Source organism: Paenibacillus sp. BR2-3 (assembly GCF_046529485.1).
Classification (GTDB): domain Bacteria; phylum Bacillota; class Bacilli; order Paenibacillales; family Paenibacillaceae; genus Paenibacillus_AQ.
In genome coordinates this window covers 3,713,071-3,737,462 of the sequence record NZ_CP126311.1, presented here as the reverse complement: position 1 = coordinate 3,737,462, position 24,392 = coordinate 3,713,071, and the positions used below count along the sequence as shown (strand labels likewise).

The following is a 24,392-nucleotide window of genomic DNA, read 5'->3' as shown; positions in this document are numbered from 1 at the left end:
AGCCTTGGCTTACAGATGCAACACCACGCGTGCACCATGCGAAAAAAGATAGGAGGCGTCTACCGCCGATTGGACTATTGGGTCGTTACAAGCTCGCGACTTTAGTCGGGAGTCATTGACGCATGTCTTCTCCAAGAGACAGCCGGATCTAAACTGGGAAAATCCCGAGGTGCGCCAGGAATTGTACGGGATGGTCAATTGGTGGCTTGATAAAGGCATTGACGGCTTCCGTGTAGATGCTATTTCCCATATCAAAAAGGTATCGGGTTTCCCGGACATGCCGAATCCGCTGAGCCTGAAATACGTGCCTTCCACAGACGGCCATATGAACCGGGAAGGCATCCACGAATTTCTGCAGGAGCTTAAGCAGGAAACCTTCGACCGTTACGATATTATGACCGTTGGCGAAGCCAGCGGGGTCAAAGTCGACCAGGCAGAGCTGTGGGTTGGCGAGGAACAGGGCAAATTCGATATGATATTCCAGTTCGAGCATTTATCGCTTTGGAACAAAAGCATTACCGGCGGGCTTGATGTTATCGAACTGAAATCCGCTCTTTCCCGCTGGCAAAAGGGACTGGAGGGCAAAGGCTGGAATGCGCTGTTTATAGAGAACCACGACCAGCCGCGTTCGATCTCTACTTGGGGTGATGATGACGTGTACTGGAAGGAGTCCGCCAAGTCGCTCGCCACGATGTATTTTCTCATGCAAGGAACTCCGTTTATTTATCAGGGACAGGAAATCGGCATGACGAATGTGAAGTTTGATTCGATGGACGATTATGACGATGTAGCCATGAAGAATATGTATCGTATTGAAAAGGAAGCAGGCAAAAGCCACGAAGAAATTATGCAGGTGATCTGGAAGAACGGACGCGATAACTCCAGAACGCCGATGCAGTGGGATGATTCGGAGAATGCAGGTTTCAGCAGCGGGAAACCGTGGATGAAAGTTAATCCGAACTATAGCGAAATCAACGTAGAGCGTGCTCAACAGGACCCGGATTCGATATATCATCATTATAAGAAGCTTATCGCCCTCCGGGCGGGAAATCCGGTTGTCGTTTATGGAACCTATGACCTGATCCTTCCTGAGGACGAGAATATTTATGCGTATACACGTACGCTTGGTAATGAAAAGCTGCTCGTGATGTCCAACCTTTCCGCCAAAGAGTCATTATTTGATCTCCCGGCAGAACTTGAGTTTGTCACCAGCGAACTGCTGCTCAATAACTACGTTACCGATCCTGCGGAGCCTATTGAGACTGTAGCTCTAAGACCTTACGAATCCAGAGTCTATCTATTGATATCCGCGCCCGCGGGAGAAGAGACGGTCGTCAGTGTGCCATCACCCGCACAGTTGCAAGTTTAAACATACGATACGGTCATTCCTGACATTCAGGGGGGGCCGTATTTTTTGCGTTAAGATTAAGTTATTTTCATTAGGGTAATAAATAAAGCGTATAATAGTTCATGCAGAAGTGTGCCGCTGGCTAAGAAAAATCGGAGGAAAATGAAGCATTTTAGTGTATTTTCATGCATTTTAGAGTATCAATAAGGATAATCTAAGATTTTACACAAAAGATATCATTTTTTGTCGCTTTTTATTGATTTATTGGAGCATATTATGTATAATCAGCCTTGTTGATTTTTTGCAAACGGAAATTAGGGGGTTTTGAATTTTGGGAAAAGCTTTAATTATTGGTGCTGGCGGAGTTTCTAGTGTTGTCGTTCATAAGTGTTGCCAGAACCCGGATGTGTTCGAAGAGATTTGTATTGCAAGCAGAACGGTCGCCAAATGCGACGCTCTGAAAGATAAATTGGACGGAGGCCGTACAAAGATTCAAACGGCTCAGCTTGATGCTGATAATACGGATGAAGTCATTGCACTGATCAAGAGCTTCCAGCCGGATGTTGTTATTAATGTAGCTCTCCCATATCAGGACCTGACTATTATGGACGCTTGCCTGGCAACCGGAGTGCATTATGTGGATACAGCCAATTACGAGCCACAGGATACAGCTAAGTTTGAGTACTCTTGGCAGTGGGCTTATAAGGAAAGATTTGAAAAAGCGGGCATTACGGCGCTTCTGGGAAGCGGCTTTGACCCTGGGGTGACCGGTGTGTTCACCGCATATGCCCAAAAGCATTATTTTGATGAAATTCACACGATTGATATTGTGGATGCGAACGCGGGCGATCACGGTTACCCTTTTGCTACCAACTTTAATCCTGAAATCAATATTCGTGAGATTACAGCAAATGGCCGTTATTTCGAAAATGGCGAGTGGATTGAAACGGCGCCTCTTTCCGAGAAAAAAGTATATGACCTTCCGGAGATCGGTCCGAAGGATATCTATCTTTTGTACCATGAAGAATTGGAATCCTTAGCTAAGAACATCAAGGGCGTGAAGAAAATCAGATTCTGGATGACGTTCTCCCAGAACTATCTGACTCACTTGAAAGTGCTTGAAAATGTAGGCATGACCTCCATTGAACCTATTATGTATGAAGGCAAGGAGATTATTCCTCTGCAATTCCTGAAGGCGATTTTGCCGGACCCTGCATCCCTGGGACCAAGAACCAAAGGTAAAACCAACATCGGCTGCATCATCCAGGGAACTAAAGACGGCAAGCCTAAAACTTACTATGTCTATAACGTATGCGTGCATGAAGAATGCTACGCGGAAGTGGGCTCACAGGCTATTTCCTATACAACAGGGGTTCCTGCAATGATCGGCGCCATGCTCATTATCAAAGGTATCTGGAAAAAACCGGGCGTATATAACGTTGAAGAGTTTAACCCGGATCCGTTCATGGACGAATTGAACAAACAGGGGCTGCCTTGGCAGGAAGATTTCTCGCCAACGCTGCTGGACTAAGGCTTTGACTATGGATATTGATATCAGCTCATTGCCATCGCCCGCTTATCTTATCGATGAGCGCCTGCTTACCAAGAACCTTGAGACCCTGAACTACGTGCAGGAGCGTACCGGAGCGAAGATTCTGCTGGCTCAAAAAGGCTTCTCCATGCACTCCATGTACTCGCTGGTCGGCAAATATCTGCACGGCGTTACCTCCAGCTCCTTGTTCGAAGCCAGACTGGGCTACGAAGAAATGGGCAAAGAGGTGCACGTGTACGCGCCCGCCTACGTTGACCGGGAATTTGACGAGCTGCTGAAATACAGCGATCACATTGTGTTCAACTCGTTCGGCCAGTGGAACCGGTTCAAGGAACGGGTGCAGAATGCTCCCAAATCCATTAGCTGCGGTATCCGTGTCAATCCGGAATATTCCGAGATTGAAGTGCCGCTGTATGACCCTTGCTACAACTACTCCAGAATGGGCGTAACGCTGCCGAATTTCCGGCCCGAAGAGCTGGAAGGCATTGATGGCTTGCATTTCCATACGATGTGCGAACAGAACTCGGATACACTGGAGCGTACGCTTAAAGTCGTGGAAGAGAAATTCGGTCAGTACCTGCATGGCATGAAATGGCTTAATTTCGGTGGCGGACATCATATTACACGTCCCGATTATGATCTGGAGACGCTGATCCGCTGCATTCTGCATATGAAAGAGAAATACGATGTCCAGATTTACCTGGAGCCTGGAGAGGCGATTGCCCTCAACACTGGTTATCTGGTGGCGACCGTCCTGGACACTATGCATAATGGTATGGATATCGCTATTTTGGATACTTCAGCGGAATGCCATATGCCGGACGTATTGGCGATGCCATACCGCCCGGGCATTATCGGAGCTGGACAACCGGGTGAATATGCACATACGTACAGACTCGGCGGCATGACCTGCCTGGCAGGTGACGTCATCGGGGATTATTCCTTCAAGGAGCCCTTGAAGTACGGCGACAAGCTCGTATTCCTGGATATGGGGCACTATACCATGGTAAAAAATCATATGTTCAACGGTGTGAACCTGCCCGCCATTGCTTCGTACAACGAGGAAGAGGGCATTAAGGTCATCCGTGAATTCGAATATAAGGATTTCAGCGGTCGATTGTCTTAAAATATGAAAAGGTGTCCCTTAACTGCAGGGGCACCTTTTTTTGATGGGTGGTGTGCTGTGAGGGCGCTCCGCGAACGGAACGTTGCTCCAATCGCTGTGGTATCCAAATTTCTGAATTGAACTCGCGCAGCGGTTGAAATTTGGATACCAAGGCGAACGCTGCCGCTTTTCCGCAATCGTTCCGTCCTCTCCGCTGCGTTCAGCGGGAACCCACAAAAAAGCTATCCTCTACGCTCCACCTGGAGTATCTAACACGCCAATCGCCAAGTTGCGATCTGTAGTGTGCTTACGTTACACCCTTAATTGCATTCTGTGCAACTATATGGGAGAAAACGGCGCACATCTCACTTATAATTGTATTTCGTGCAACTAAAACAGAGAAAATATCCGTTTTCTCACCATTCTCCGCTAAATAGTTGCAGCAAGTGCAATTAAGTCACTTGTCGTTGGCTTACGGCGAGTAATAATTGCACCAAGTGCAACTAAAGGGGATGAGGTCCGCTATAAGCAGGTTCGCCAGAACCAGATACCAGTAGGCGGCCTTTTGTACCTTTTTTTGTATAATCCACCGGCCTGACTTCATCGCAATTGATATCCGCTCTATGCGGCAGCCACTCGACGGTTACCTCGAGCGCTTTACTCATAAAAAAACAGCGGCAGTTACGTCATGCTATTCATATTAAAGGGGGGGTGGAAGTTTGACAGGTTCATTGCTGACCGTGGTTTTTCCGGTTGTTGCGCTGACTCCGATTGATATGAAAAAAATGTGACAGGTGAAATAGTAACGAAGGGGAGGTTTGGAACTGGAGGAGCGTCAGCGTCCGCCCGAAAGCTTTCCGCAGGAAAGCTCGCATCGGAAGCACTAGCTGTCCCCGGATTTAATCCGCTAAAGGCGGTAAAAACAAATAAAATCCGGAGACAACAGCGGCCTGAAGTCCAAACATCACCGTAGTTACGGCTACCACCTCACTCCTTATTTTTCGACGAAAAGTGGCTATATCTAAAAATCAAGGTTGACTATATGCGCAAACCCAGCGGAGGGGCGGAGGGATTCTGGAGAAACGATAGTGTTCGCCTTTAAAGGCCGATTTCAACCTATAAAAAGCTTCCAATCAAGAAATCGGGCTTTAACAGCGATCGTAAGAACCCTCCGTACCGCAGCGGCTTGATTCACAAACGGTCAACCGCTGATTTTGGTTTTGAGCCCGAAAAGTTTCTTCATTTTCCACCTCTCACGAAAGCTCTCCTGTGATACAATAGTTTAGTCTGTTTTTTGGCATTGTCCGCATTTGAGGAGGAAATAGAATCAATGAAACATGCACCATTTATTGCTGTGGAAGGTCCGATCGGAGCCGGGAAAACAACGCTGGCCACTATGCTTGCAGAGGAATTTCAGCTTCCGATCATCAAGGAGATTGTTGAGGAGAATCCTTTTTTGGATAAGTTCTACCGGAATATGGACGACTGGAGCTTTCAGCTTGAAATGTTCTTTCTCTGCAACCGGTACAAGCAGCTTGAAGATACCGTTATGCAGTACATAGATAAGGGTAAGGCCGTCATTTCGGATTATCATATTTATAAGAATCTTATTTTTAGCGAACGGACGCTGAAGGGTACAAAGCGCGATAAATACCGTCAAATCTATCATGTACTAACCGATGACCTGCCGAAGCCGGATGTCATTCTCTACATTCGGGCAGATCTCGATACATTGCTGCAAAGAATTGAAAAGCGAGGACGTTCCTTTGAGGATGCAATGGATATCGCCTATTTGCAGCAATTAATAGAAGATTATGATGAGGCGATGGCTTCTCTGGCGGGCCGTGAGCCGTCGACGGTAATTATAACGATAGATGGAAACGAGGTTGATTTTGTGGAAAATAAGGAACACTTCGCAGCCATCGCCTCTCAAATAAAGGAGCATATGCAATGAATAACTACAACATCCCGGATAACGCATTAATTACTGTGGCTGGAACAGTGGGTGTCGGCAAATCCACATTAACGGCTGCTCTGGCCGAGCGCCTTCATTTTCAAACCTCGCTTGAGCAGGTTGATCACAACCCGTATCTGGAGAAGTTCTACCATGATTTTGAGAGATGGAGTTTTCATTTACAAATTTATTTCCTGGCTGAGCGCTTCAAAGAGCAGAAAAAAATGTTCGAAATGGGCGGCGGCTTCGTTCAAGACCGATCCATTTACGAGGACACCGGTATTTTTGCCAAAATGCATGCGGATCAAGGCACCATGTCGAAGACCGATTATCAAACCTACACCAGCCTTTATGAGGCTATGGTGATGACTCCGTATTTTCCGCACCCTGATGTGCTGATTTATATTGAGGGCAGTCTGCCCTCGATCCTGACCCGGATTAATGAGCGCGGGCGTGAGATGGAAATTCAGACTGATGTGGCGTATTGGGAACAGATGCATGGCAGATATTCTGTGTGGATTAACGAATTCACCGCTTGTCCGGTACTCCGCCTGAATATAGATGAGTACGACGTGAATGACCCGGATTCTGTGTTCGATATTCTCAAAAAGGTCGGGAATACCATTCGCAGACCATTGATCAGCGAGGTGTAAAATAACGACGGCAGGCTGGGGTTATCCTTGGCTCTGCCGTCTTTTGCATGTTACAATACATTAATACGTTGAAGCAGAGAGGACGAGGTGACTTTAGTTGAAGTATGATTTTAATGCCATCATTGACCGCCGCAGTACCCGCTCTTATAAATGGGACCAATCGGAGAAGCTGTTCGGGGATAAGGACGTTATGCCTTTATGGGTAGCCGATATGGATTTCGAGAGTCCTCCCGCTGTAAAAGAAGCCATCCTGCGCCGCGCGGAGCATGGAATTTACGGCTATAGTGTAAAAAATGATAGTTACATAGAGGCTATTACTTCTTGGTTTCAAAGAAGACATGACTGGAGCATTCAGCCGGAGTGGATATCGGATTCCCCTGGAATTGTAACTTCCTTAAGCCTTGCAGTAGAGCTGTTCAGTGAGCCGGGCGGTGAGGTTATTTTGCAATCGCCGGTATATTATCCTTTTTATGATGTCATCAGGATGAACGGCCGCAAGGTGGCCAAGAACCCGCTGATCCTGCGGAACGGCCAGTATGAAATGGACTATGACCAGCTGGAAGAGTTAATGAAGGGCGGTGCAAAGCTGCTGCTGCTCTGCAGCCCGCATAATCCGGGGGGACGCATCTGGGAGCGGGAGGAGCTGCTGAAGCTTGGTGAATTGTGTCTTGCTTACGGCGTAACAGTCATATCGGATGAAATTCATTGTGATTTGGCCCTTCCGGGCCATAGACATATTCCATTTGCCTCCTTGTCGGAGGAGCTGGCGGATATTACATTAACGACTTTGGCGGCGACCAAAACATTCAACCTGCCGGGTATTCAATCCTCTTTCATCGTAGCCTCTAACCCGGATTTGAAGCGGAAATTTGATCTGCGGATCAAAGCATTAAGTCTGCACATGAGTCATTTTTTCGCCCAGGATGCGGTTCAAGCCGCCTACAATGAAGGCGATGAGTGGCTTGACGAGCTTGTGCAGCACATCTCCGGAAATGTTGAATATGCAATCGGCTACTTGTCGGAGCAATTGCCACAGGTCAAGGTGATGCGCCCGCAGGCTACCTATTTGCTATGGATGGACTGCCGCGAACTGAAGCTGGATATCGCCGGGCTTAAAAACCTGATGTTCAAAGAAGCGAAAGTGGCTTTTAGTGAAGGCTCCGTATTTGGCAGCGAGGGTGAGGGCTATTTGCGGATCAATCTGGCTTGCCCGAGATCGATTTTGCAAGAGGCGTTGGAGCGTTTCACAAGGGCTGCGAAAGCCTATACTGCCGAGTAGTTAAAGGAACGAAGCTGCTTTTTATGATCGTCAATGTAAACCCGCTGTTTGCCTTTTTTAGGCAGAACAGCGGGTTTTTTTAATGGCTAAATACTGCGCTCTCTCCAACGTTACAATCTATTAATTTGCAAAAAATATCAGACTTGGTAGTATAATAGAAAGGCAGCAATTCTGCTTACGGGGAAGAAAGACGAATCTAATATCATATACATGGGAGAAGGAAAGCACACTATGAAACGTTTTGGGAGAATCGTATTATGCTGCGCCATTGCTTTGGGCGGTATTACAGCTTTGCATGAGAATACAACACAAGCGGCAGCAAGTAACGCCGGGGTTACAATCATGCTGGACGGATATCCACTGCCCTTTCCGGTAGCACCTGCGGTGATGAAGGGGACAACAATGGTGCCGTTCCGGGCCATATCTGAAGCGCTTGGCATTCCTGTACAGTGGAATCAGGCACTCAAGAAGATTACTGCAACCAAGAAGACGGGTACGGTTACCAAAGAGGTTGTACTGAAGCTGGGCAGCAAAAATGCCGTGGTAAATGGCGGGCTTGTACAACTGGCGGTTGCGCCGCAAACGGTTCGCGGGACCACGATGATTCCGCTCAGCTTTTTCAGCGGACAGTTTGGAGCGGGGGTGTCCTGGAACCAGGCTACAAAGACCGTATCGATTATTTCGCCGAAGAAGGATATGTATACGCTCGGATTTTATGCACTGTCCTCTTATGACCAGTACTCCATGCTTCCCGACTTCGATGCTGTTGCCTTTGGCTGGAGCAGAATTGACCGCAGCGGCGAGTTTACCACCAAAGGGGAAGAATACAATTGGCCGAAGTCTGCCGATACGGTTACTCCTGAACTCATCGTTTCAGAAGCGGCGGCTGGTGGAACTGCTCCTTATCTCATGGTTTATTCGGTAGACGGCAAGCTGGAGCTCACCAAGAATCTGGAGGATCAGGAACTTCAAGCACGTACGATTACCGGAATCGTTGATACGGCGGTAGAAAAGGGCTTTCAAGGGGTTTTGCTGGATTTGGAGGGACTGGGCCTAAGCGGCGATAAAGCCAAGGCACGTTCGGATTATAACAGCTTTGTTCAGAATTTATCTGCAAAAACACGTCAGGCAGGACTCAAGCTCACGATCATCCTTCATCCGCTGAACAGCTCTTTCACGGGATACGATTACAAAACACTGGGAACACTTGCCGATGATCTTATCATTATGGCTTACGCATACGGAGATGAGAAAAGCCCCGAACCGGTGGCCAAGGTGGATGAGGCTATCCGTCTGGCCTTGAAGCACGTTAATAAAGACAAGCTGATTCTCGGTATTTCTCTGGCCAGTGAGAACGAGAACTCCGTCAATACCAAGGTTGGTCTGGCCAAACGATATGACCTTAAAGGAATCGCCGTCTGGCGCTTAGGCATTATCGGACAGTCTGAATGGACCGAGATGAATAAGTCGGTGGAGTAACGGGTGTTTATTGAAAATAAAGTTGTAGACTGAGAATATATAGTATTAGGCTGACGATGGGTTATAATACGAACGGGCAGGATAGTTCAACAAATCGGTTTCAAATGCCAATACAAAGATCATTGGTGAGTAGTATGATTGTACAAACTTATGATTTATTATCTTATTTACTGCACTTGATAACATGGTTTGGATGGTATAGAATATGTATAAATATTTAAATACGTTGAAAAGGAATAGTACGATTTTCTAAGCGATCAGAGAGCTGTTGGATGGTGCGAAACAGCCGTGGAGAAAATCTGAACTCGCCTTGGAGTTGCTCGCTGAACCAACAAAGTAGGTGGAGCCGGAGCCTGGCCGTTATCATCAGGAGGATATAAGGTTTGTCTGTTTTGGCAAACCCGTATCTGTAAGAGCGCATGCCGTCTAAGGCATGAATTCGGAGTGGTACCGCGTAAGATCTCACAGTCTTTCGTCTCTGTTAGTAGAGATGAAAGGCTTTTTTGCATTCCGTCGGACCATGACGGGTCAGTTGCAGGACATTGATGAAAGGAAGAACATTCATGAAAAATGTTGGAAAATACGCCAGAGGGTATTTTATGGTGCCGGAGACAAGTTTGAATTGGACCCGGAAGGAATATATTACAAAAGCCCCGATTTGGTGCAGCGTCGACCTGCGGGACGGAAATCAGGCGTTGGTCGTTCCGATGAATTTGGAGGAAAAACTGGAATACTTTAAATTGCTCGTAGACATCGGGTTCAAGGAGATCGAAGTCGGTTTTCCCGTAGCTTCGGAAACGGAATTCACATTTTTACGCACGTTGATTGAGCAGGATTTGATCCCAGACGATGTGACCATCCAAGTGCTTACCCAATCGAGAGAGCACATTATCCGTAAAACCTTTGAATCGCTGCAAGGCGTGAAAAAAGCCGTAGTACATTTGTACAACTCGACCTCCGTGGCGCAGCGGGAGCAGGTATTCCGCAAATCCAAAGAAGAAATTATCGATATCGCTTTGGTCGGTGCCAAACTGTTGAAGCAGTGTGCGGAGGAAACGGAGGGGAGCTTCCTGTTCCAATATTCACCGGAAAGCTTTACGGGTACAGAAGTAGATTTTGCGCTGGATATTTGCAACGGAGTGCTCGATGTATGGCAACCGAGGGCGGAGAACCCGGTCATTATCAATCTTCCGGCAACGGTATCCATGTCAATGCCGCACATCTATGCCAGCCAGATCGAGTATATGAGCGAGCACCTAAATTACCGAGAGCATGTCATTTTGTCGCTACATCCGCACAACGACAGAGGAACGGGTGTAGCGGATGCGGAGCTGGGGATGCTGGCCGGAGCCCAGCGGGTTGAAGGTACTTTGTTCGGAAACGGGGAACGAACGGGAAACGTAGACATTGTCACGTTGGCCCTGAACATGTACTCCCATGGAGTGGAGCCGAAGCTGAATTTTGAAGACATCCCTGCCATCATTTCCGTTTATGAACGGCTCACCAAAATGAGAGTGGGTGAAAGACATCCCTACGGTGGCGAGCTTGTATTTACCGCTTTTTCCGGTTCGCATCAGGATGCTATTGCCAAGGGAATGAAATGGCGCGAGGAAAAGGAACGTCTGCATTGGTCGGTCCCTTACCTGCTGATTGATCCCAAGGATATCGGCAGGGCGTATGAAGGGGATATTATCCGCATTAACAGCCAGTCTGGCAAAGGCGGGATTGGGTATGTGCTGCAGCAAAAGTACGGACTCGATCTTCCAACGAAAATGCGCGAAAACTTCGGATACTGCGTTAAAAACGTATCAGATCAGCAGCAGAAGGAGCTGATGCCAGATGAAATATACGACATTTTCTTGAAGGAATATGTGAATATAAAGACGCCTGTCGAGTTAGTCAAATACCACTTTGCAGACAGTGAAGATTTTCAAACCATCATTACCATAAGAACCGGTAATGAAGTCAAGGAAATTACAGGTAAGGGAAATGGAAGACTCGATGCGATAAGCAATGCGTTGCAAACCCATCTCGGGATGGATTACACCGATTTGGTCTATAAGGAGCACGCTCTGGAAACAGGCTCAAAATCACAAGCGGTCTCTTATATCGGCATCACGGCTTTGGACGGCAACGTATATTGGGGCTGTGGGATTGATGTTGATATAATGACTTCATCTGTAAAAGCTCTGTTTAGTGCTGTGAATCAAATGAGTCGTTATTGAGCTCCCATGAAAATTAAATCTACACGTGTTAAAAAATAGTAGGCTATTCTCAACATTGCATGAGCAACAGAGACCGCTACCCGTTTTCTTCCTTTTCGTGCTGCTGTTCGTCTATACATGGCACCGAGATAGTTCTTTGACGCTGCAACAGAATGGGCTGCTTCAACTAAGGCGCACTTCAGATATTTGTTTCCATTTTTACTTTAGCAGATTTTCTCTTTCCTGCACTTTCGTTATGCCCAGGTACAAGTCCAGCCCATGAGCATAAATGCGCAGCACTGGGAAACTGCTTCTTAATATCCGTTCCAATTTCCGCTAAAATTTGTTCTGCCATTTGAGTAGCTATTCCAGGAATTGAATCTAAACGTTCGACATCTTCATGAAGAGGGACTACCCTCGTAGCGACTTCCTGATCTAGTATCACGATCTGTTCACTTAAAAAATCAATGTGAGTTAAAATGGTCTTAATCATCAGCCGTTGGTGAGGGTTTACATAGCCGTGTAGAGCAAGTTCAAGTTCATCCTTCTTTCGTTTCATGGTGCGTCTAGCGAAGTTTGCTAGTTTCTCAGGATCATCTTCACCATCAGCAATGGCACGGAGCATATCGCGAGAGGAGATACCCATAATATCAGAGACAACAGAGCTGAGCTTAATATTTGCTCCTTCTAACACTTTTTGAATTCAGTTGTGTTGTCTAGCCCTTTCTTCAATGATACTACGACGATACCGAACAAGTTCTCGAAGCTCCCGTTGATTTCGATCTGGAATGAAACTTGCTTTAAGTAACCCATGACGAAGAAGCTTTGCAATCCATTCCGAATCTTTGACGTCTGTTTTACGTCCAGGCAAAGCTTTCATATGCTGAGCATTCACCACTAGAAATTCAATTCCTTCAGCTTCAAGTAGATTAACAATAGGCTTCCAAAATACGCCTGTGCTTTCCATGGCAACGTGAGTACACTCATGCAGTTTAATCCAGTCAATTAATTGTAAAAGAAACACTGTTTTAGTTGAAAATGTTTGAATCTCGTTTCTCTTCGACGTTAGAATACATGCCGTAATGTTATCCTTATGAATATCCATACCACATGCCCGTTCAACTACGATTTCCACCTTAAAGACATCCTCTCTACGGCTAAATTAGATAAGAGGCTGGTGCAACAATCAGAGTAGGATTAATCTCCCATGAGTGCTTCCCAATAGGGAGCGACAATCTGTGATGCACCGTGATCGTTGGAGTCAGACTAACGGATGGGCTCGTAGGCACCATAGCTTATCGACCTTCCTCTCCCAGCCATAGTAGCAGTATTAACAGATATAACCATTTTCATCATCTGTGGTGCAGCGCAAGCGCTGCATGTATGGCTAACGGGCAGCATAGCTTAGTTTCAGAAATTTAGAAATTTATCAATAGCTGTGGAGTAATTAAAAGTTGGTGTTTTTAGGAGTGACGAGAGTATTGTCTGTAAGTGCTGTGGTTCAGTGGATATTCGGAAGCTTTCTCTAAACGATTATTCCCATTGATGGTGGAAATCGGAGGTGATAATATAAAACTATGTCTAATCCCATCATGGCTACCAAATTTTATATTCCCACGCCTCGGCCAAAAGCGGTTCTCCGCCGGCGGTTGACCGAAAGGTTGAGCGCGGGTTTTCACCGTAAATTGACCCTTATCTCTGCACCCGCGGGCTATGGCAAAACTACTTTAATTTGTGAATGGCTCGCCGAATGCGGGCGGCCTGCCACATGGCTGTCGCTCGAAAAAGAGGACAACGAACTTTCACGCTTTTTAACCTGTATGATCTCCTCTCTACAGAGACTTGCGGAGAATATAGGAGAAGGCGTGCTTGTTGTGCTTCAATCTCCTCAACCGCCGCCGACCGAGTCGATTCTGACAGCTCTTCTTAATGAAATTGCGGCCATTATGGCTCCTTTCCTACTCGTTCTTGACGATTATCACGCGGTGAAATCAAAGCCGGTTGACGATGCCGTGTCCTTCCTGCTTGACCATCTTCCAGCGCAAATGCACATTGTTATGGTGACCCGCGAGGCTCCGCGTATTCCACTGGCCCGATTGCGGGCTCGGGACCAATTGACCGAGTTGGGCGTAGACGACATGAGATTTACTCTCTCCGAAGCCGAAGCATTTTTGAACCATGTAATGGGCCTTAGCCTGTCCATGGATAAAATAGCCGCGTTGGAATCACGCACCGAAGGCTGGGTTGCGGGTCTGCACTTGGCTGCGATCTCCCTACAGGGAGATCATGGCACCGATCGGATTATTCAGTCATTCACCGGCAACCATCATTTCGTGCTTGATTATTTGGTAGAAGAAGTCCTGCAACGGCAACCGGAAGCTGTACAGACCTTTTTGCTGCGGACATCGATCCTCGACCGCCTGTGCGGAGCCCTTTGCGATGACGTTATGCTCGATCCCGCGATTTCTGGTAAGGAAAACTTAATCGATCTTGATCGCATGAACTTGTTTGTCGTTCCCTTGGATAATGAACGACGTTGGTATCGTTATCACCATTTGTTTGCCGATTTACTCCGCAGACGGCTGCAGGAATGTCTCGACGATAGCAATATCGCAAAATTGCATGAACGAGCAAGCGTCTGGTATGAAGAAAGTGGCTTCGAGATCGAAGCGTTTCACCATGCCGTGGAATCCCATGACATCGAGCGCGCCGCACGTCTTCTTGAAGGCGAAGGGACGCCGCTGCATCTTCGTGGGGCTGCTGGCATTTCGCTGAACTGGTTGCAGTCGTTGCCTGCCGCGGAACTGGACGCTAGACCCGCGTTGTGGGTGATGTATGGTTCGGCTCTTCTGATTGCGGGCAAGCCAACGGGCGTCGAACACAAGCTGCGAGCGGCAGAGGCGGCCCTGAAAGGCGTGGAACAGGACGTCGGTATCAGAGACCTGATCGGACTGATTGCCGCCACTCGGGCTACATTGGCATCATTAATGATGGTAGGTAATCCTGATCGTGCCGATCGAAATTTACAGGTAGCCGAAGCGGCCATGCAAAACACGGAGCCCGAAGACAAGACCGATGAACTTGTCGGAGTGATTGCCCATACAAGGGATGCTTGGATTAGCGGAAAACACGAGATAGACACCGTTATTGCCGAGTCACGTCGTGCGTTGGAGTATCTGCGTCCGGATAATCTCCCTGTTCGGACAGCATCCGCTTGGATGCTGGGCGTCGCTTGCCAGCGGCGGGGAGATTATGCTGAAGCTCGTGACGCCTATAACGAAGCCATATCGAACAGTCAAATGATGGGCCATCAACTGATGGCTGTAATGGCCAATATTGGTCTTGGTCAAATACAGGAAGCGGAAAATAGGCCCGATGTGGCGGCGGAAAGTTACCAAGAAGCTCTGCGGCTGTCCGGTGATCTGCCGCTTCCCGCTCTCCGTGCAGCGCGACTTGGTCTGAAACGTGTGAGCATGGTCTTAAAACACGGGATGAAGGGCAATCTAATCGAACCGCTTAGCCAACGCGAAATAGAAGTGCTCGAGCTCGTAGCCAAGGGGCTTTCGAACCGCGAAATCGGTGAGAAACTCTTCTTGGCCTTGGACACGGTCAAAGGGCACAATCGCAGAATTTTCGAAAAACTTCAAGTGCAAAGACGCACGGAAGCAATCGCCCGTGCCAGGGAGTTGAATTTGTTCGCAAACACCCGTAAACCACACTAAAGTGTCTACAGACACAATCCTCCTCAAGCTATACTGCTTATAAAAAGAGCCAAGAGGAGATAAATATGAATAAGATTGAAAGAGTAGCAGGGGCATTATTTCTGGTGGCGACGGGTTCATTCTTGATAGGAAGCGGGCTTTTGGATCCTATTCTACATCGGTCGGATTTTCTCGCTAGTTTGTATCCGGACAGAACAAACGTTGTTGCGGGAGTGTTTTTAGAGTTGATAAACGCCATGGCGGTTGTGGGGATTGCCATGCTTCTGTATCCCATTTTAAAGAAGCATAACGAAGCGTTTGCGTGGGGGTACGTCAGTTCCCGGATCATCGAGTCTGTGCTGCTCATCGTAAGTTTGATCGGTCCGCTTGTACTCATCACACTGAGCGAGAATTATATTGCCGCAGGAGCTTCCGGTGGTTCATACTTTCAAACGATAGCAAATTTAGTGGTAGAAGCTCATTTTAAGCTCTTTGAAATGGCCATGATCGTGCTGAGCTTGGGCAGCTTGTTGTTTTGCTATATCCTCTATCGATCGAAGTGGGTTCCACGATTTATGTCCGTCATCGGCTTCATCGGATATGCGGCATTGTTGGCGAGCAGCTGTCTAGCGATCGCCGGTCAAGATATGGGCCCCGTTCTCTATATTCCAGGAGCGATATTCGAAATCATTCTTCCCATCTGGCTGATGGTTAAGGGATTTAATCTGCGTATGGAGGAATCCTGATTAATCATAACATCAACATTCGTAAAACTGGCGTTTATTCAACTCCCATGAAAATTAAACTCTTCAATTGCTTATAAAAGACAACACTAAAGAGACGAAAGTTTTTACTGAAGGCTTGGTTTGCATGAAGTCAAATTTGAAGGTAAAGTACTTCTCGAAAAGGGCGACTGGTAGGAGCCAACGAATAGGATATATACCCAAAAAAGTAAGCTATTAATACTCTGGAGAGGTGATAGCTGTCTTATGGCTAATGATTAATCTTATACGATTGGGCACGTGTCACGGATATGCGGGATTTCCATCCAGACGCTGCGATATTACGACAACGTTGGACTCGTGTGTCCGCGCCGGACGGATCCCCTTACCCACTATCGTTATTATTCGAATATGGATATTTTGCTTGTAAAAATTGTGCAGGATTTGAAGAGTCTGCGTTTCTCACTGGAGGAAATTGAACGTCTTCAACTGACGCATACTTCTATAGAGAACTGAATCAGACAGTTGGAAAGCCTGAGAAGCCTGAATGAGAAGCTTGATTCCGAAGGAGAAGGAGTCCTAATTGAATTGAAGCAGCTGGCTGACCGCATTGTGGCTTTCGAAAGGAATCGGGCGATGTGCGGAATGGAGGCGTCTGTTGTTCGCTTTACACAGCTGTTTGACAAGCTGGAGATGCATGGCTTGACTGCACAGGGTCAAATAATAAGCATCTATCACGAAAATCACCGGTCGGAAGTATACGTTTACGTTCATTGAAGATTTCGGGAGAGCGCTCGTTACGCTTGGACAAACAGAGGATGCTTATGGAGAGGCTTGGCATGTGCCGAATGCGGATGCGGTATCCGTGACAAAATTTGTAGAGTTAGCCGCACAGCTTGCTGGTGTTGAAGCAAGGCTAAAGACAATGGGGAAGGGAATGCTGCGCATTGGCGGGCTATTCATTCCGGCAGCGAGGGAAAGCATCGAGATGTTTTATCAATTCAAGAAGGAGTTTGTTGTAAGTAGCCAAAAATTTTCGGACCGGTTCGGGCAGAGAGCAACACCGCTGGAAGAGTCGCTGGCAGCTACGGTCGCCTGGTATCGAGCTCGAAGATCCTTACTGGGATGATCTCTATTTCAAAAGTTTCCGTTACACACAGCAGGGAGAATCGTTCCACAAGTAAAACAGATAAAAATGAAGAAGAGGCATAAACTGGCCGTCCGGGGCAGTCGCCTAACCGCCCCCCATTGAATACATCTGAAGTATAAGATGATTCAGGAGAGGATGTTGGCCGTGCAAGCTGTTCCTCATGATCTCGTTAAAGGATGGATCGCCTACACGTCGGACCGCGGGGGAACGTTCGACATTTGGCTGTACCGACCGCAGGACAGTCTAAATTTTCAACTTACACAGGGGCTTGGTGCGGAGTTTTCCGTTCCCTATTGGTCTCCGGACTGCAGGAGAATTGCTTTCATCGGCATTGGCAACGTGGTCCATCTGCTGGATACCGTCACGCTCACCGTTGCCCGGATCGACCAAAGCGAACCCTACACGCTGTTGGACTGGTCTCCGGACAGCCGGTTTCTTGCGTATGTCAAAAACGGGAGAATCGTCATCTATGATACTTTCTCACATATCAGCTATGCCATCCTGGAGCCTGGCGCAAGCGATGTGCAGTGGTTCCCTTCGGGTACGGAGCTTCTGTTCGCGGCTCCGGATTCCACCGACATCACCCAGCTCTTCCGCATCCGGACCAATGGCACGGACCGGAGACAAATCACGCGAAATACGGACGGACCGCTCCATGACGTTCGGATTTCCCCGGACGGAACCTTCGCTCTTTATACGTTCCCCGGTGTAAGCATCTCCATCATTTCGACGGTGGATCTGGCCACCGGCACTATCTACACGCTGGAAGGCGGGCCGCTTGCCAAAAACTATTTTCCGGTATGGTCCCCGGACTCCCGGAGCATTGCCTACAGCGCAACCGATTATAAGGAACCGAATTATTATTCACTCATCCAAATCGACACTCGTTCCGGTCAGAATCAAAGGACATTAGCTGCTTCTGACTGTTTCGCCACTCCCGTCGGCTGGTCGCCGGACGGTGGCAAAATCGCGTATTTATCGGGATGCGCAGGTGGAGAAAGCGCAAGTCAGCTCTGGATTGTCGATATCAGGGAGCAGATGCCGGTAAACGTCATCAGCGGCGGCCGGATTACCGCCCTGCAGTGGTCTCCTTGCGTCAGAAGGGTTCCAGAAAACGTCTACACAAGCTCCGTATACCGGGTATCCTTTCCGTATCCTGCGAACTGGCGCCGGGTCAGCGAAGAGAGATACGAAGGGCAGGGCGGTTTTTTCCAAGTATCAGCGATTTCAGCGGGCAACCGGATGGCGGATGTATGCAGCTCCGAAGCTTTTCATCCCTTGATGCCCTATGGCTCATCTCCTCGGATTGTCATGACGACGATACGGAACCAAGAGGCTTGCTTCATTATTCCGTCGGCCGACCAACCAGCGGAGATGAACAAACAGGCCGCCCTCATCATGAGATACCCCCACCCTGTCAAAATAGGAGAAACGTTCTACAATTATTTTACCCTGTGGGCCGACGTCAACCACATCCGGCAAATAGGCGGGAGGATATCGTTCATTTTGCCAGGGTGAGGGAAACCTTGCCTCGGCTTTTTTTCTTTTGTCAAATCAAACTATAACGGTTTTACAGGTACACATATTTCGCAATAATCGTTGTATATCATATCACCAGTGTATCTTTCAAAAATCGGTTTGTTGTCAATTTGATAACCCCTTTTTTGTAAAGCTGGGTAAATTTCAGCCCATGCTTTTTGAATCTCTTCCGCTGTATGTTTGACTTTGCAAATAACATATTCTCCACCAGAAAGTTCACTTTCAGAAATTGAACTATCCATTTGATAATCGTTTGAGATGATAATGCAAGCATCATATCGACAGTTTTCAGGAAGTGTCGTTTCCGGGTTATCTTGCGGAATTCCGAGTATTATTGCCGATTCAGCAAGTAGATTTTTCTCCTTAGCCCATTTTTTTAACTTTTCCATTGTTTGAACGTTTCCAGGACCATATGGACCAACTTGTCGCACATATGCGATGCGATATTTAGGAAGAGCTTCGACTTTAATATTCATATTTTCATTTTCCTTTCTGTACTATATTTAGTACATTTCGAATGCTATCATGATATAAAAATATAATCATTTTCTTTTTTAAAAATTCTAAAAAATAAGGCTGCTGACTGATCAGTAGTCTTATTCAGCTAACGGACAGGATAGTTGAAAATGTAAAATCCGTTTCAGAGCAAACGCTATTGACAAATCATCTACTACGTGTTACTTTATAGCAGTAGTAAGTATCACTTCATACCAGTGATACAGAATAGCAAGGGGTGATTGTGCTGGAAAACCTAACGGAAATGCTCAAAGGGGTGCTTGAGGGCTGTGTCCTTGAAATTATAAGCCGCAAAGAAACCTACGGCTACGAAATCACGCGGCGGCTGAACGCCCTCGGCTTCACAGATGTTGTGGAGGGAACGGTGTACACCATCCTGATCCGGCTTGAAAAAAACAAGTTGGTGGAGATCACCAAGAAGCCCTCCGACATGGGACCGCCGCGAAAGTTTTTCGCGATCAACGACGCGGGGCGCGAGGAGCTGCGGAGGTTCTGGGAAAAATGGGAGTTCGTATCATCAAAAATTAACGAGTTAAAGGAGAAAAAACAATGAATTTTTGGGAAAAAATCACCGGCAGCGACATGACTAAAGAATTGAAAATTTTTGAATCGCGAGCCAAAAAGCTGCCCGCTGATTATCAAGCGGCATGGGAAAAAATTAATGCCAATCTTTGGCCGCACTCAGATTTCACCGGTCGCAACCTCATGCCAATTCTTGACGGTGTGCTTGGCCTGCTCGAAGAAACGGCGGCGGACGGTCAGAGTGTCCAAGAGGTTTTGGGTGACGATATCAAAGGCTTCTGTTCAGCGCTGGCCGGCGAAGAAGGGGCAAAGTCTTTTCGCGACAAGTGGCGCGAGCAACTCAACAGTAATATCGCTAAAAAATTAGGTAAATAGGAGGATAAAATGAGAATACAAGATATCATCGAAGGCAAAAAAGAGTGGCGAGCGCACGTGGCGCGTGTCAAAGCGCTCCCGCAAGATTATCAGATTGTTTATAAAGAGATTCAAAAATATCTCTTTAAGGTCGGCCCTGCCCAGCTAACCGACGGGACGGGTTTGCTCTCGGGGATTGTCGACCTTTTTGAAGAGGGCGCGGCCTTGGGGAAAGGCGTGCTCGAAGTGACGGGCAGTGACGTAGCGGCTTTCTGCGACGATCTAATCAAAGATTCAAAAACTTACGCTGACATCTATCAAGAATCTGTTGACCAAGAAGGTAACAAGACCATGAAAAAGGTTACGGATAAAACAAAGTAAAAGGTGGATATCGGGATGGAAAAAGCAATTGAAGTGAAAGGTCTGCGAAAGTCTTTCAAGGACACAGAAGTCCTGAAGGGCGTCGATTTTGAAGTGAAGCGAGGTGAGATTTTCGCCCTGCTTGGCTCCAACGGCGCGGGCAAGACGACGATTGTCAGAATCCTCACCACGCTGCTCAAACAGGACGGAGGCACCGCCACCGTAAACGGATTTGACGTCGCGTCAAAACCCGAGAATGTGCGGCATGCGATCAGTTTGCTCTATTGTCAAGTCAACCGGTAGGCAATGATATCTGGGTCGCTCTTGCGTGGTGCTTAGGGATACTGATCGTCGCATATCTATTTGTGGTGCGCGCATACAAACGGAAAGCAGCTTAATGTTTGCAGGCATTAAAATAATGATAGTGGTCAACAAAAACATCAAGTAAAGGCCCCTCCACCGGCGACGGCGTTACTTATTTGTTAAAGCGCTCGCTTCACCAGTTTCGAGGCCGTCGCAGTGAAGTGATGTTCTATTACTCCTTTTAAGTCAAAGTAATGGGGAATAAAGATAACCAGGGAGCAGACTGCCACGGGTGCCTGTTCCCTTTTTTTATTGAAGTAGGCGTCAAATCGTGGATGCCGTTAAGCTAACGGGACACTATAGCTCAATAAAAAAAGCTGCTGACTGATCAGTAGTCTTTTTCAGTTAACGGGCAGTATAGCATGGTAGTGATTATCGAGAGGATGATGATTATTTATGGATAATCGACTAACATTTAATGAGGATGTGGAGAACTACGACAAATGGAGACCGACATATTGTGAAGAATTAGTCAAAGACATTATGGCGTATTCTCAAATTGAGCAAGGTAAAAAAGCAATTGAAATTGGTATTGGAACAGGTCAGGCAACAAGCCCTTTTTTGAAAATAGGCTGTGAATTAACGGCAATTGAATTAGGAAAAGATCTCGCAGAATATTCAAAATTAAAGTTTCGAGAATATAAAAATTTTGCAATATACAATACTACATTTGAAGAATTTGAATGTCCAGATGACAGTATAGATATAATTTATTCGGCTACTGCTTTTCATTGGATTCCAGAAGAAATAGGTTATCCTAAAGTCTCCAAATTGTTAAAAACCGATGGAACACTAGCTTTGTTTTGGAACCGACCATTTGTAGCACGAGGAAATGACGAATTACATCAGAATATTCAAAGGATTTATCAAAAATATAGACCTTCTAATACCAAACTAATAGAAAATGACACCGAAAGATACAATAACATATCAAAGAATATTCAAGCTTATGGATTTAGGGATGTTGTGTTTAAGTTATATCATTTAACTAGAAGATTTTCTTCGACTGACTATATCGCATTATTAAATACATATTCAGACCATAGAAGTATGCCATCCACAACAAAAGAATTTTTTGAAGATGAGATTAAAGAAGCAATTATAAAATTTGGTGATGTGTTAAATGTTTATGATACTATCGACTTGTATTTAGCAAGAAAATGATTTGTTCTCGTTGCGCTAACGGAGAACGTTAGTTGAAAACAGTATGGAGTAGTTTGCCGGTTGGCAGCTGCTCCATTTTTCGTTAAGCATAACGGGCAGGTTAGTGCAATATCCGTCAAAATTAAATAGACAAAAAAATTGACTTCGAGTGTACTCGAAACCGTAGACTATCTTCTAAGGTCAAGCATGAACTTTTGACGCTGATTTAATATGTTCCGGTATATCGTATTTTTCTCCACATTCTGGGTTATTGTTAACTGGATTCCAGGTATCGTCCAATTGACCAGCCAAGACACTTTTGTAGTACGCCTTCTTCTCTTTTATGTGCATTAATTGAAGGTTGTACTCATGGATCTTCGTTTCTAGTTCTTTTTCTTGTTTTGCAACAAGCTCAGCCCTTTCAGAAATCGTCTCATCACCTTGCAAACACATAGCAATGTAATGTTTGACTTCTGAAATCGGCAATCCTGAAATACGAAAGGAGTGCACCATTCGCAACCAATCCAGATCATAGTCAGAGAATAAGCGATTGTTTCTGCCGTCTCTCGAAACGAAAGGTATTAATTTTTGGTCATCATAGTAACGGATCGTATGTTTTGTAAGGCCAGTTATTTCAGATACATCTTTTACCGTATATTTTGGTTCATGTAATGTCTGATTCAAAATTTAGAACCTCCTTGCTATTGACTTCGAGTTACTCGAATACTTTATGATGTCATTGTACCAATGTTGTGAGCGCTCATCAACTGGTAATCTCCTTTGGCATTCCTCGGTTATTAAACAAGGAGCATAGAGGATTGCTTGGTTGACTCATTTGGGAATATGCATAAACGCTTTAACTTAAGACAACAATTACTAAAGTTTATAAATGAATAATTAGAAAGAGGTTAGAAAATGTACACAAAATATAACAACTTGCTTGAATCCTTCACATTCAAAAATGGAATTACCCTTAGAAATCGGATTGTAATGTCGCCTATGACCACTTGGGCCAGTAATGACGATTACACGATTTCAGATAGTGAAGTGAAATATTACAGAAGAAGAGTGAAGGGCGTAGGTCTGGTTATAACAGGATGTACGCATGTCCAACCTAATGGAATAGGTTTTACGAATGAATTTGCAGCTTATGACGATAAATTCATTCCAAGTTTACGAAAATTGGCGGATGCGGCAAAGGGCGGCGGAGCTCCTGCGGTACTTCAAATTTTCCACGCAGGCAACAAAGCACTGCCGGATTTTACACCAAATGGAGATGTGGTTAGTTCCAGCGCTGTAGAGACGGAAGCAACTGGATTTGCTCCTTCCGTTTTGCCAAGAGAACTTTCGCATGATGAAATATTGGAAGTGATTCATGCGTTTGGAGAAACAACAAGACGAGCCATTGAAGCAGGATTTGATGGTGTTGAAATTCATGGTGCGCACGGATTTTTACTTCAAAACTTTTTTTCTCCTTTCTTCAACAGACGTGAGGATCAATGGGGAGGATCACTTGAAAACCGCCTGCGGTTCCCACTGGCAGTAATTAAGGAAATGAAAAACGTCATTGAAAAACATGCTACAAAACCGTTTATTTTCGGCTATCGAATTTCTCCTGACGAACATCAAGAAGGCGGTTTAAGAATGAAGGATACCTATGTATTCATTGACCGACTGATTGAAGCGGGTGTTGATTATGTGCATGCTTCACTAGCTGATGCTCTTTCTTCAAAGCCAGTCGATAGCCAAGATGAAAAAACGTATCTTGAGTTGATTGTTGAATATGTAAATAGCCGGGTTCCCGTACTGGCTGCGGGTTCTATGGTAACGCCGGATGATGTTGCAAAAGGATTAGATAAAGGTCTTAACCTAGCTGTGATCGGACACGCGTTAATTACAGATCCAGACTGGGTTGAAAAGGTTCAAAGTGGACACGAATCTGAAATCCAAACTGCTATAAAGGCTTCCAAGGTTAGTGAGCTTGAGCTTCCAGAAAAACTTTGGGGTGTCATCCAAGCTTCAGGTCCATGGTTTAATATCGAAGAATAACATTTTTATCGTTGCTTTAACGGAAACCGGAAGGTTATTATGCAGGGTGTATTCTTTTCCGACTTCCCAGGCGCCCCCCTGAATGACAGAGTGCATTGATACTAATTGCAATTGCGTTTGTGAATTATCAGGTTCATCTCTAAATACTTGTACTCTGACATTATAGGCATTATCGCCATTGTTTTTAATGATTAGACTATACATATTTGATACGTTGGGAATAGGCTTTGCCATTTTGGTATCATTAAAAATGGGCTTCCCTAGACTCACTGACCAATGATCGGAAGTGAGCGTTGGAGCTGCTGCATATGCACTTTTAATTACCCCACTTATCAGAAATAGGCATATTAGGGAACATGCAATTAATTTTCGATACATCGAATACCTCCAAATTGTCAG

23 protein-coding genes, 3 pseudogenes and 1 other annotated feature are annotated in these 24,392 nt (G+C 46.1%); of the genes and pseudogenes, 21 read left to right on the top strand and 5 right to left on the bottom strand.

The genetic code is table 11. From position 1 onward, the window contains the following. Positions 1 to 103: 103 nt before the first annotated feature. The 8 genes and pseudogenes from PaeBR_RS18030 to PaeBR_RS17995 all read left to right on the top strand — a co-directional run. Positions 104 to 1,303 (top strand): annotated as a pseudogene (locus PaeBR_RS18030) (alpha-amylase family glycosyl hydrolase); the annotation flags it as partial. 376 nt (positions 1,304 to 1,679) lie between these two features. Next, a complete protein-coding gene (locus PaeBR_RS18025; RefSeq protein ID WP_410511902.1) occupies positions 1,680 to 2,879 on the top strand; it encodes a saccharopine dehydrogenase family protein in 1,200 nt (399 codons plus the stop codon). A 10-nt stretch (positions 2,880 to 2,889) separates the two neighbouring features. Continuing rightward, positions 2,890 to 4,026 carry a carboxynorspermidine decarboxylase gene (nspC, locus tag PaeBR_RS18020; protein ID WP_410515229.1) on the top strand — a complete coding sequence of 379 codons (1,137 nt, stop codon included), beginning with the start codon at positions 2,890 to 2,892 and terminating at the stop codon, positions 4,024 to 4,026. A 1,309-nt stretch (positions 4,027 to 5,335) separates the two neighbouring features. Then, the gene (locus PaeBR_RS18015) at positions 5,336 to 5,959 is read left to right on the top strand and encodes a deoxynucleoside kinase (RefSeq protein ID WP_410511901.1); all 624 of its coding nucleotides are present in this window, start codon (positions 5,336 to 5,338) and stop codon (positions 5,957 to 5,959) included. After that, a complete protein-coding gene (locus tag PaeBR_RS18010; protein ID WP_410511900.1) occupies positions 5,956 to 6,612 on the top strand; it encodes a deoxynucleoside kinase in 657 nt (218 codons plus the stop codon). The genes PaeBR_RS18015 and PaeBR_RS18010 overlap by 4 nt, the downstream gene beginning before the upstream one ends. A 97-nt stretch (positions 6,613 to 6,709) precedes the next feature. Continuing rightward, entirely contained in the window at positions 6,710 to 7,891 is a 1,182-nt protein-coding gene (locus tag PaeBR_RS18005) for a MalY/PatB family protein (protein WP_410511899.1), read from the top strand. 231 nt (positions 7,892 to 8,122) lie between these two features. Next, positions 8,123 to 9,370, top strand: a complete 1,248-nt coding sequence (locus PaeBR_RS18000) for a stalk domain-containing protein (RefSeq protein ID WP_410511898.1) — start codon at positions 8,123 to 8,125, stop codon at positions 9,368 to 9,370. A 217-nt stretch (positions 9,371 to 9,587) separates the two neighbouring features. Beyond that, positions 9,588 to 9,853, top strand: a binding site (T-box leader). A gap of 80 nt (positions 9,854 to 9,933) precedes the next feature. Beyond that, positions 9,934 to 11,595, top strand: a complete 1,662-nt coding sequence (locus PaeBR_RS17995) for a 2-isopropylmalate synthase (RefSeq protein WP_410511897.1) — start codon at positions 9,934 to 9,936, stop codon at positions 11,593 to 11,595. A 178-nt stretch (positions 11,596 to 11,773) separates the two neighbouring features. On the opposite strand, the gene PaeBR_RS17990 is transcribed toward PaeBR_RS17995, so the two are convergent. Both PaeBR_RS17990 and PaeBR_RS17985 read right to left on the bottom strand, forming a co-directional pair. After that, entirely contained in the window at positions 11,774 to 12,268 is a 495-nt protein-coding gene (locus tag PaeBR_RS17990) for a transposase (RefSeq protein ID WP_410511896.1), read from the bottom strand. Between the two features lie 9 nt (positions 12,269 to 12,277). Further along, positions 12,278 to 12,709: an IS110 family transposase gene (locus PaeBR_RS17985; RefSeq protein WP_410511895.1), complete on the bottom strand. Its 432-nt coding sequence runs from the start codon at positions 12,707 to 12,709 to the stop codon at positions 12,278 to 12,280. A gap of 442 nt (positions 12,710 to 13,151) precedes the next feature. Here PaeBR_RS17985 and PaeBR_RS17980 point away from each other — a divergent pair, with 442 nt between their 5' ends. From PaeBR_RS17980 to PaeBR_RS17955, 6 genes are all read left to right on the top strand, one after another. After that, positions 13,152 to 15,296 carry a LuxR C-terminal-related transcriptional regulator gene (locus tag PaeBR_RS17980; RefSeq protein ID WP_410511894.1) on the top strand — a complete coding sequence of 715 codons (2,145 nt, stop codon included), beginning with the start codon at positions 13,152 to 13,154 and terminating at the stop codon, positions 15,294 to 15,296. A 65-nt stretch (positions 15,297 to 15,361) separates the two neighbouring features. Beyond that, on the top strand, positions 15,362 to 16,021 hold the full coding sequence (locus tag PaeBR_RS17975) for a DUF4386 domain-containing protein (protein ID WP_410511893.1): 660 nt from the start codon (positions 15,362 to 15,364) through the stop codon (positions 16,019 to 16,021). Positions 16,022 to 16,288: 267 nt separating this feature from the next. Next, positions 16,289 to 16,513 carry a MerR family transcriptional regulator gene (locus tag PaeBR_RS17970; RefSeq protein WP_410515228.1) on the top strand — a complete coding sequence of 75 codons (225 nt, stop codon included), beginning with the start codon at positions 16,289 to 16,291 and terminating at the stop codon, positions 16,511 to 16,513. Between the two features lie 9 nt (positions 16,514 to 16,522). After that, a complete protein-coding gene (locus PaeBR_RS17965) occupies positions 16,523 to 16,774 on the top strand; it encodes a hypothetical protein (protein ID WP_410511892.1) in 252 nt (83 codons plus the stop codon). An 88-nt stretch (positions 16,775 to 16,862) separates the two neighbouring features. Further along, a complete protein-coding gene (locus PaeBR_RS17960; protein WP_410511891.1) occupies positions 16,863 to 17,126 on the top strand; it encodes a hypothetical protein in 264 nt (87 codons plus the stop codon). Between the two features lie 156 nt (positions 17,127 to 17,282). After that, positions 17,283 to 18,665, top strand: coding sequence for a hypothetical protein (locus PaeBR_RS17955; RefSeq protein ID WP_410511890.1), 1,383 nt, complete (start codon positions 17,283 to 17,285; stop codon positions 18,663 to 18,665). A gap of 41 nt (positions 18,666 to 18,706) precedes the next feature. Here PaeBR_RS17955 and PaeBR_RS17950 read toward each other — a convergent pair whose 3' ends face one another. Next, complete coding sequence (locus PaeBR_RS17950; protein WP_410511889.1) at positions 18,707 to 19,162, bottom strand: GyrI-like domain-containing protein; 456 nt, start codon at positions 19,160 to 19,162, stop codon at positions 18,707 to 18,709. Positions 19,163 to 19,446: 284 nt separating this feature from the next. Here PaeBR_RS17950 and PaeBR_RS17945 point away from each other — a divergent pair, with 284 nt between their 5' ends. From PaeBR_RS17945 to PaeBR_RS17920, 6 genes and pseudogenes are all read left to right on the top strand, one after another. Then, positions 19,447 to 19,755: a PadR family transcriptional regulator gene (locus PaeBR_RS17945; protein WP_306293517.1), complete on the top strand. Its 309-nt coding sequence runs from the start codon at positions 19,447 to 19,449 to the stop codon at positions 19,753 to 19,755. Further along, positions 19,752 to 20,099 carry a DUF1048 domain-containing protein gene (locus PaeBR_RS17940; protein ID WP_410511888.1) on the top strand — a complete coding sequence of 116 codons (348 nt, stop codon included), beginning with the start codon at positions 19,752 to 19,754 and terminating at the stop codon, positions 20,097 to 20,099. Before PaeBR_RS17945 ends, PaeBR_RS17940 begins: the two co-directional genes overlap by 4 nt. 9 nt (positions 20,100 to 20,108) lie before the next feature. Further along, on the top strand, positions 20,109 to 20,459 hold the full coding sequence (locus PaeBR_RS17935; protein ID WP_410511887.1) for a DUF1048 domain-containing protein: 351 nt from the start codon (positions 20,109 to 20,111) through the stop codon (positions 20,457 to 20,459). A gap of 15 nt (positions 20,460 to 20,474) precedes the next feature. Beyond that, a pseudogene (locus PaeBR_RS17930) lies at positions 20,475 to 20,717 on the top strand (ATP-binding cassette domain-containing protein); the annotation flags it as partial. Further along, positions 20,717 to 20,836 (top strand): annotated as a pseudogene (locus tag PaeBR_RS17925) (ABC transporter permease); the annotation flags it as partial. The pseudogenes PaeBR_RS17930 and PaeBR_RS17925, both read left to right, overlap by 1 nt. A 361-nt stretch (positions 20,837 to 21,197) precedes the next feature. Beyond that, the gene (locus tag PaeBR_RS17920) at positions 21,198 to 21,965 is read left to right on the top strand and encodes a class I SAM-dependent methyltransferase (protein WP_410511886.1); all 768 of its coding nucleotides are present in this window, start codon (positions 21,198 to 21,200) and stop codon (positions 21,963 to 21,965) included. A gap of 180 nt (positions 21,966 to 22,145) precedes the next feature. Here PaeBR_RS17920 and PaeBR_RS17915 read toward each other — a convergent pair whose 3' ends face one another. Continuing rightward, positions 22,146 to 22,628: a MerR family transcriptional regulator gene (locus PaeBR_RS17915; RefSeq protein ID WP_410511885.1), complete on the bottom strand. Its 483-nt coding sequence runs from the start codon at positions 22,626 to 22,628 to the stop codon at positions 22,146 to 22,148. 231 nt (positions 22,629 to 22,859) lie between these two features. Here PaeBR_RS17915 and PaeBR_RS17910 point away from each other — a divergent pair, with 231 nt between their 5' ends. After that, positions 22,860 to 23,993 carry an NADH-dependent flavin oxidoreductase gene (locus PaeBR_RS17910; RefSeq protein ID WP_410511884.1) on the top strand — a complete coding sequence of 378 codons (1,134 nt, stop codon included), beginning with the start codon at positions 22,860 to 22,862 and terminating at the stop codon, positions 23,991 to 23,993. Here PaeBR_RS17910 and PaeBR_RS17905 read toward each other — a convergent pair. Next, positions 23,964 to 24,371: a hypothetical protein gene (locus PaeBR_RS17905; RefSeq protein WP_410511883.1), complete on the bottom strand. Its 408-nt coding sequence runs from the start codon at positions 24,369 to 24,371 to the stop codon at positions 23,964 to 23,966. The genes PaeBR_RS17910 and PaeBR_RS17905 overlap by 30 nt on opposite strands. Positions 24,372 to 24,392: the final 21 nt, after the last annotated feature.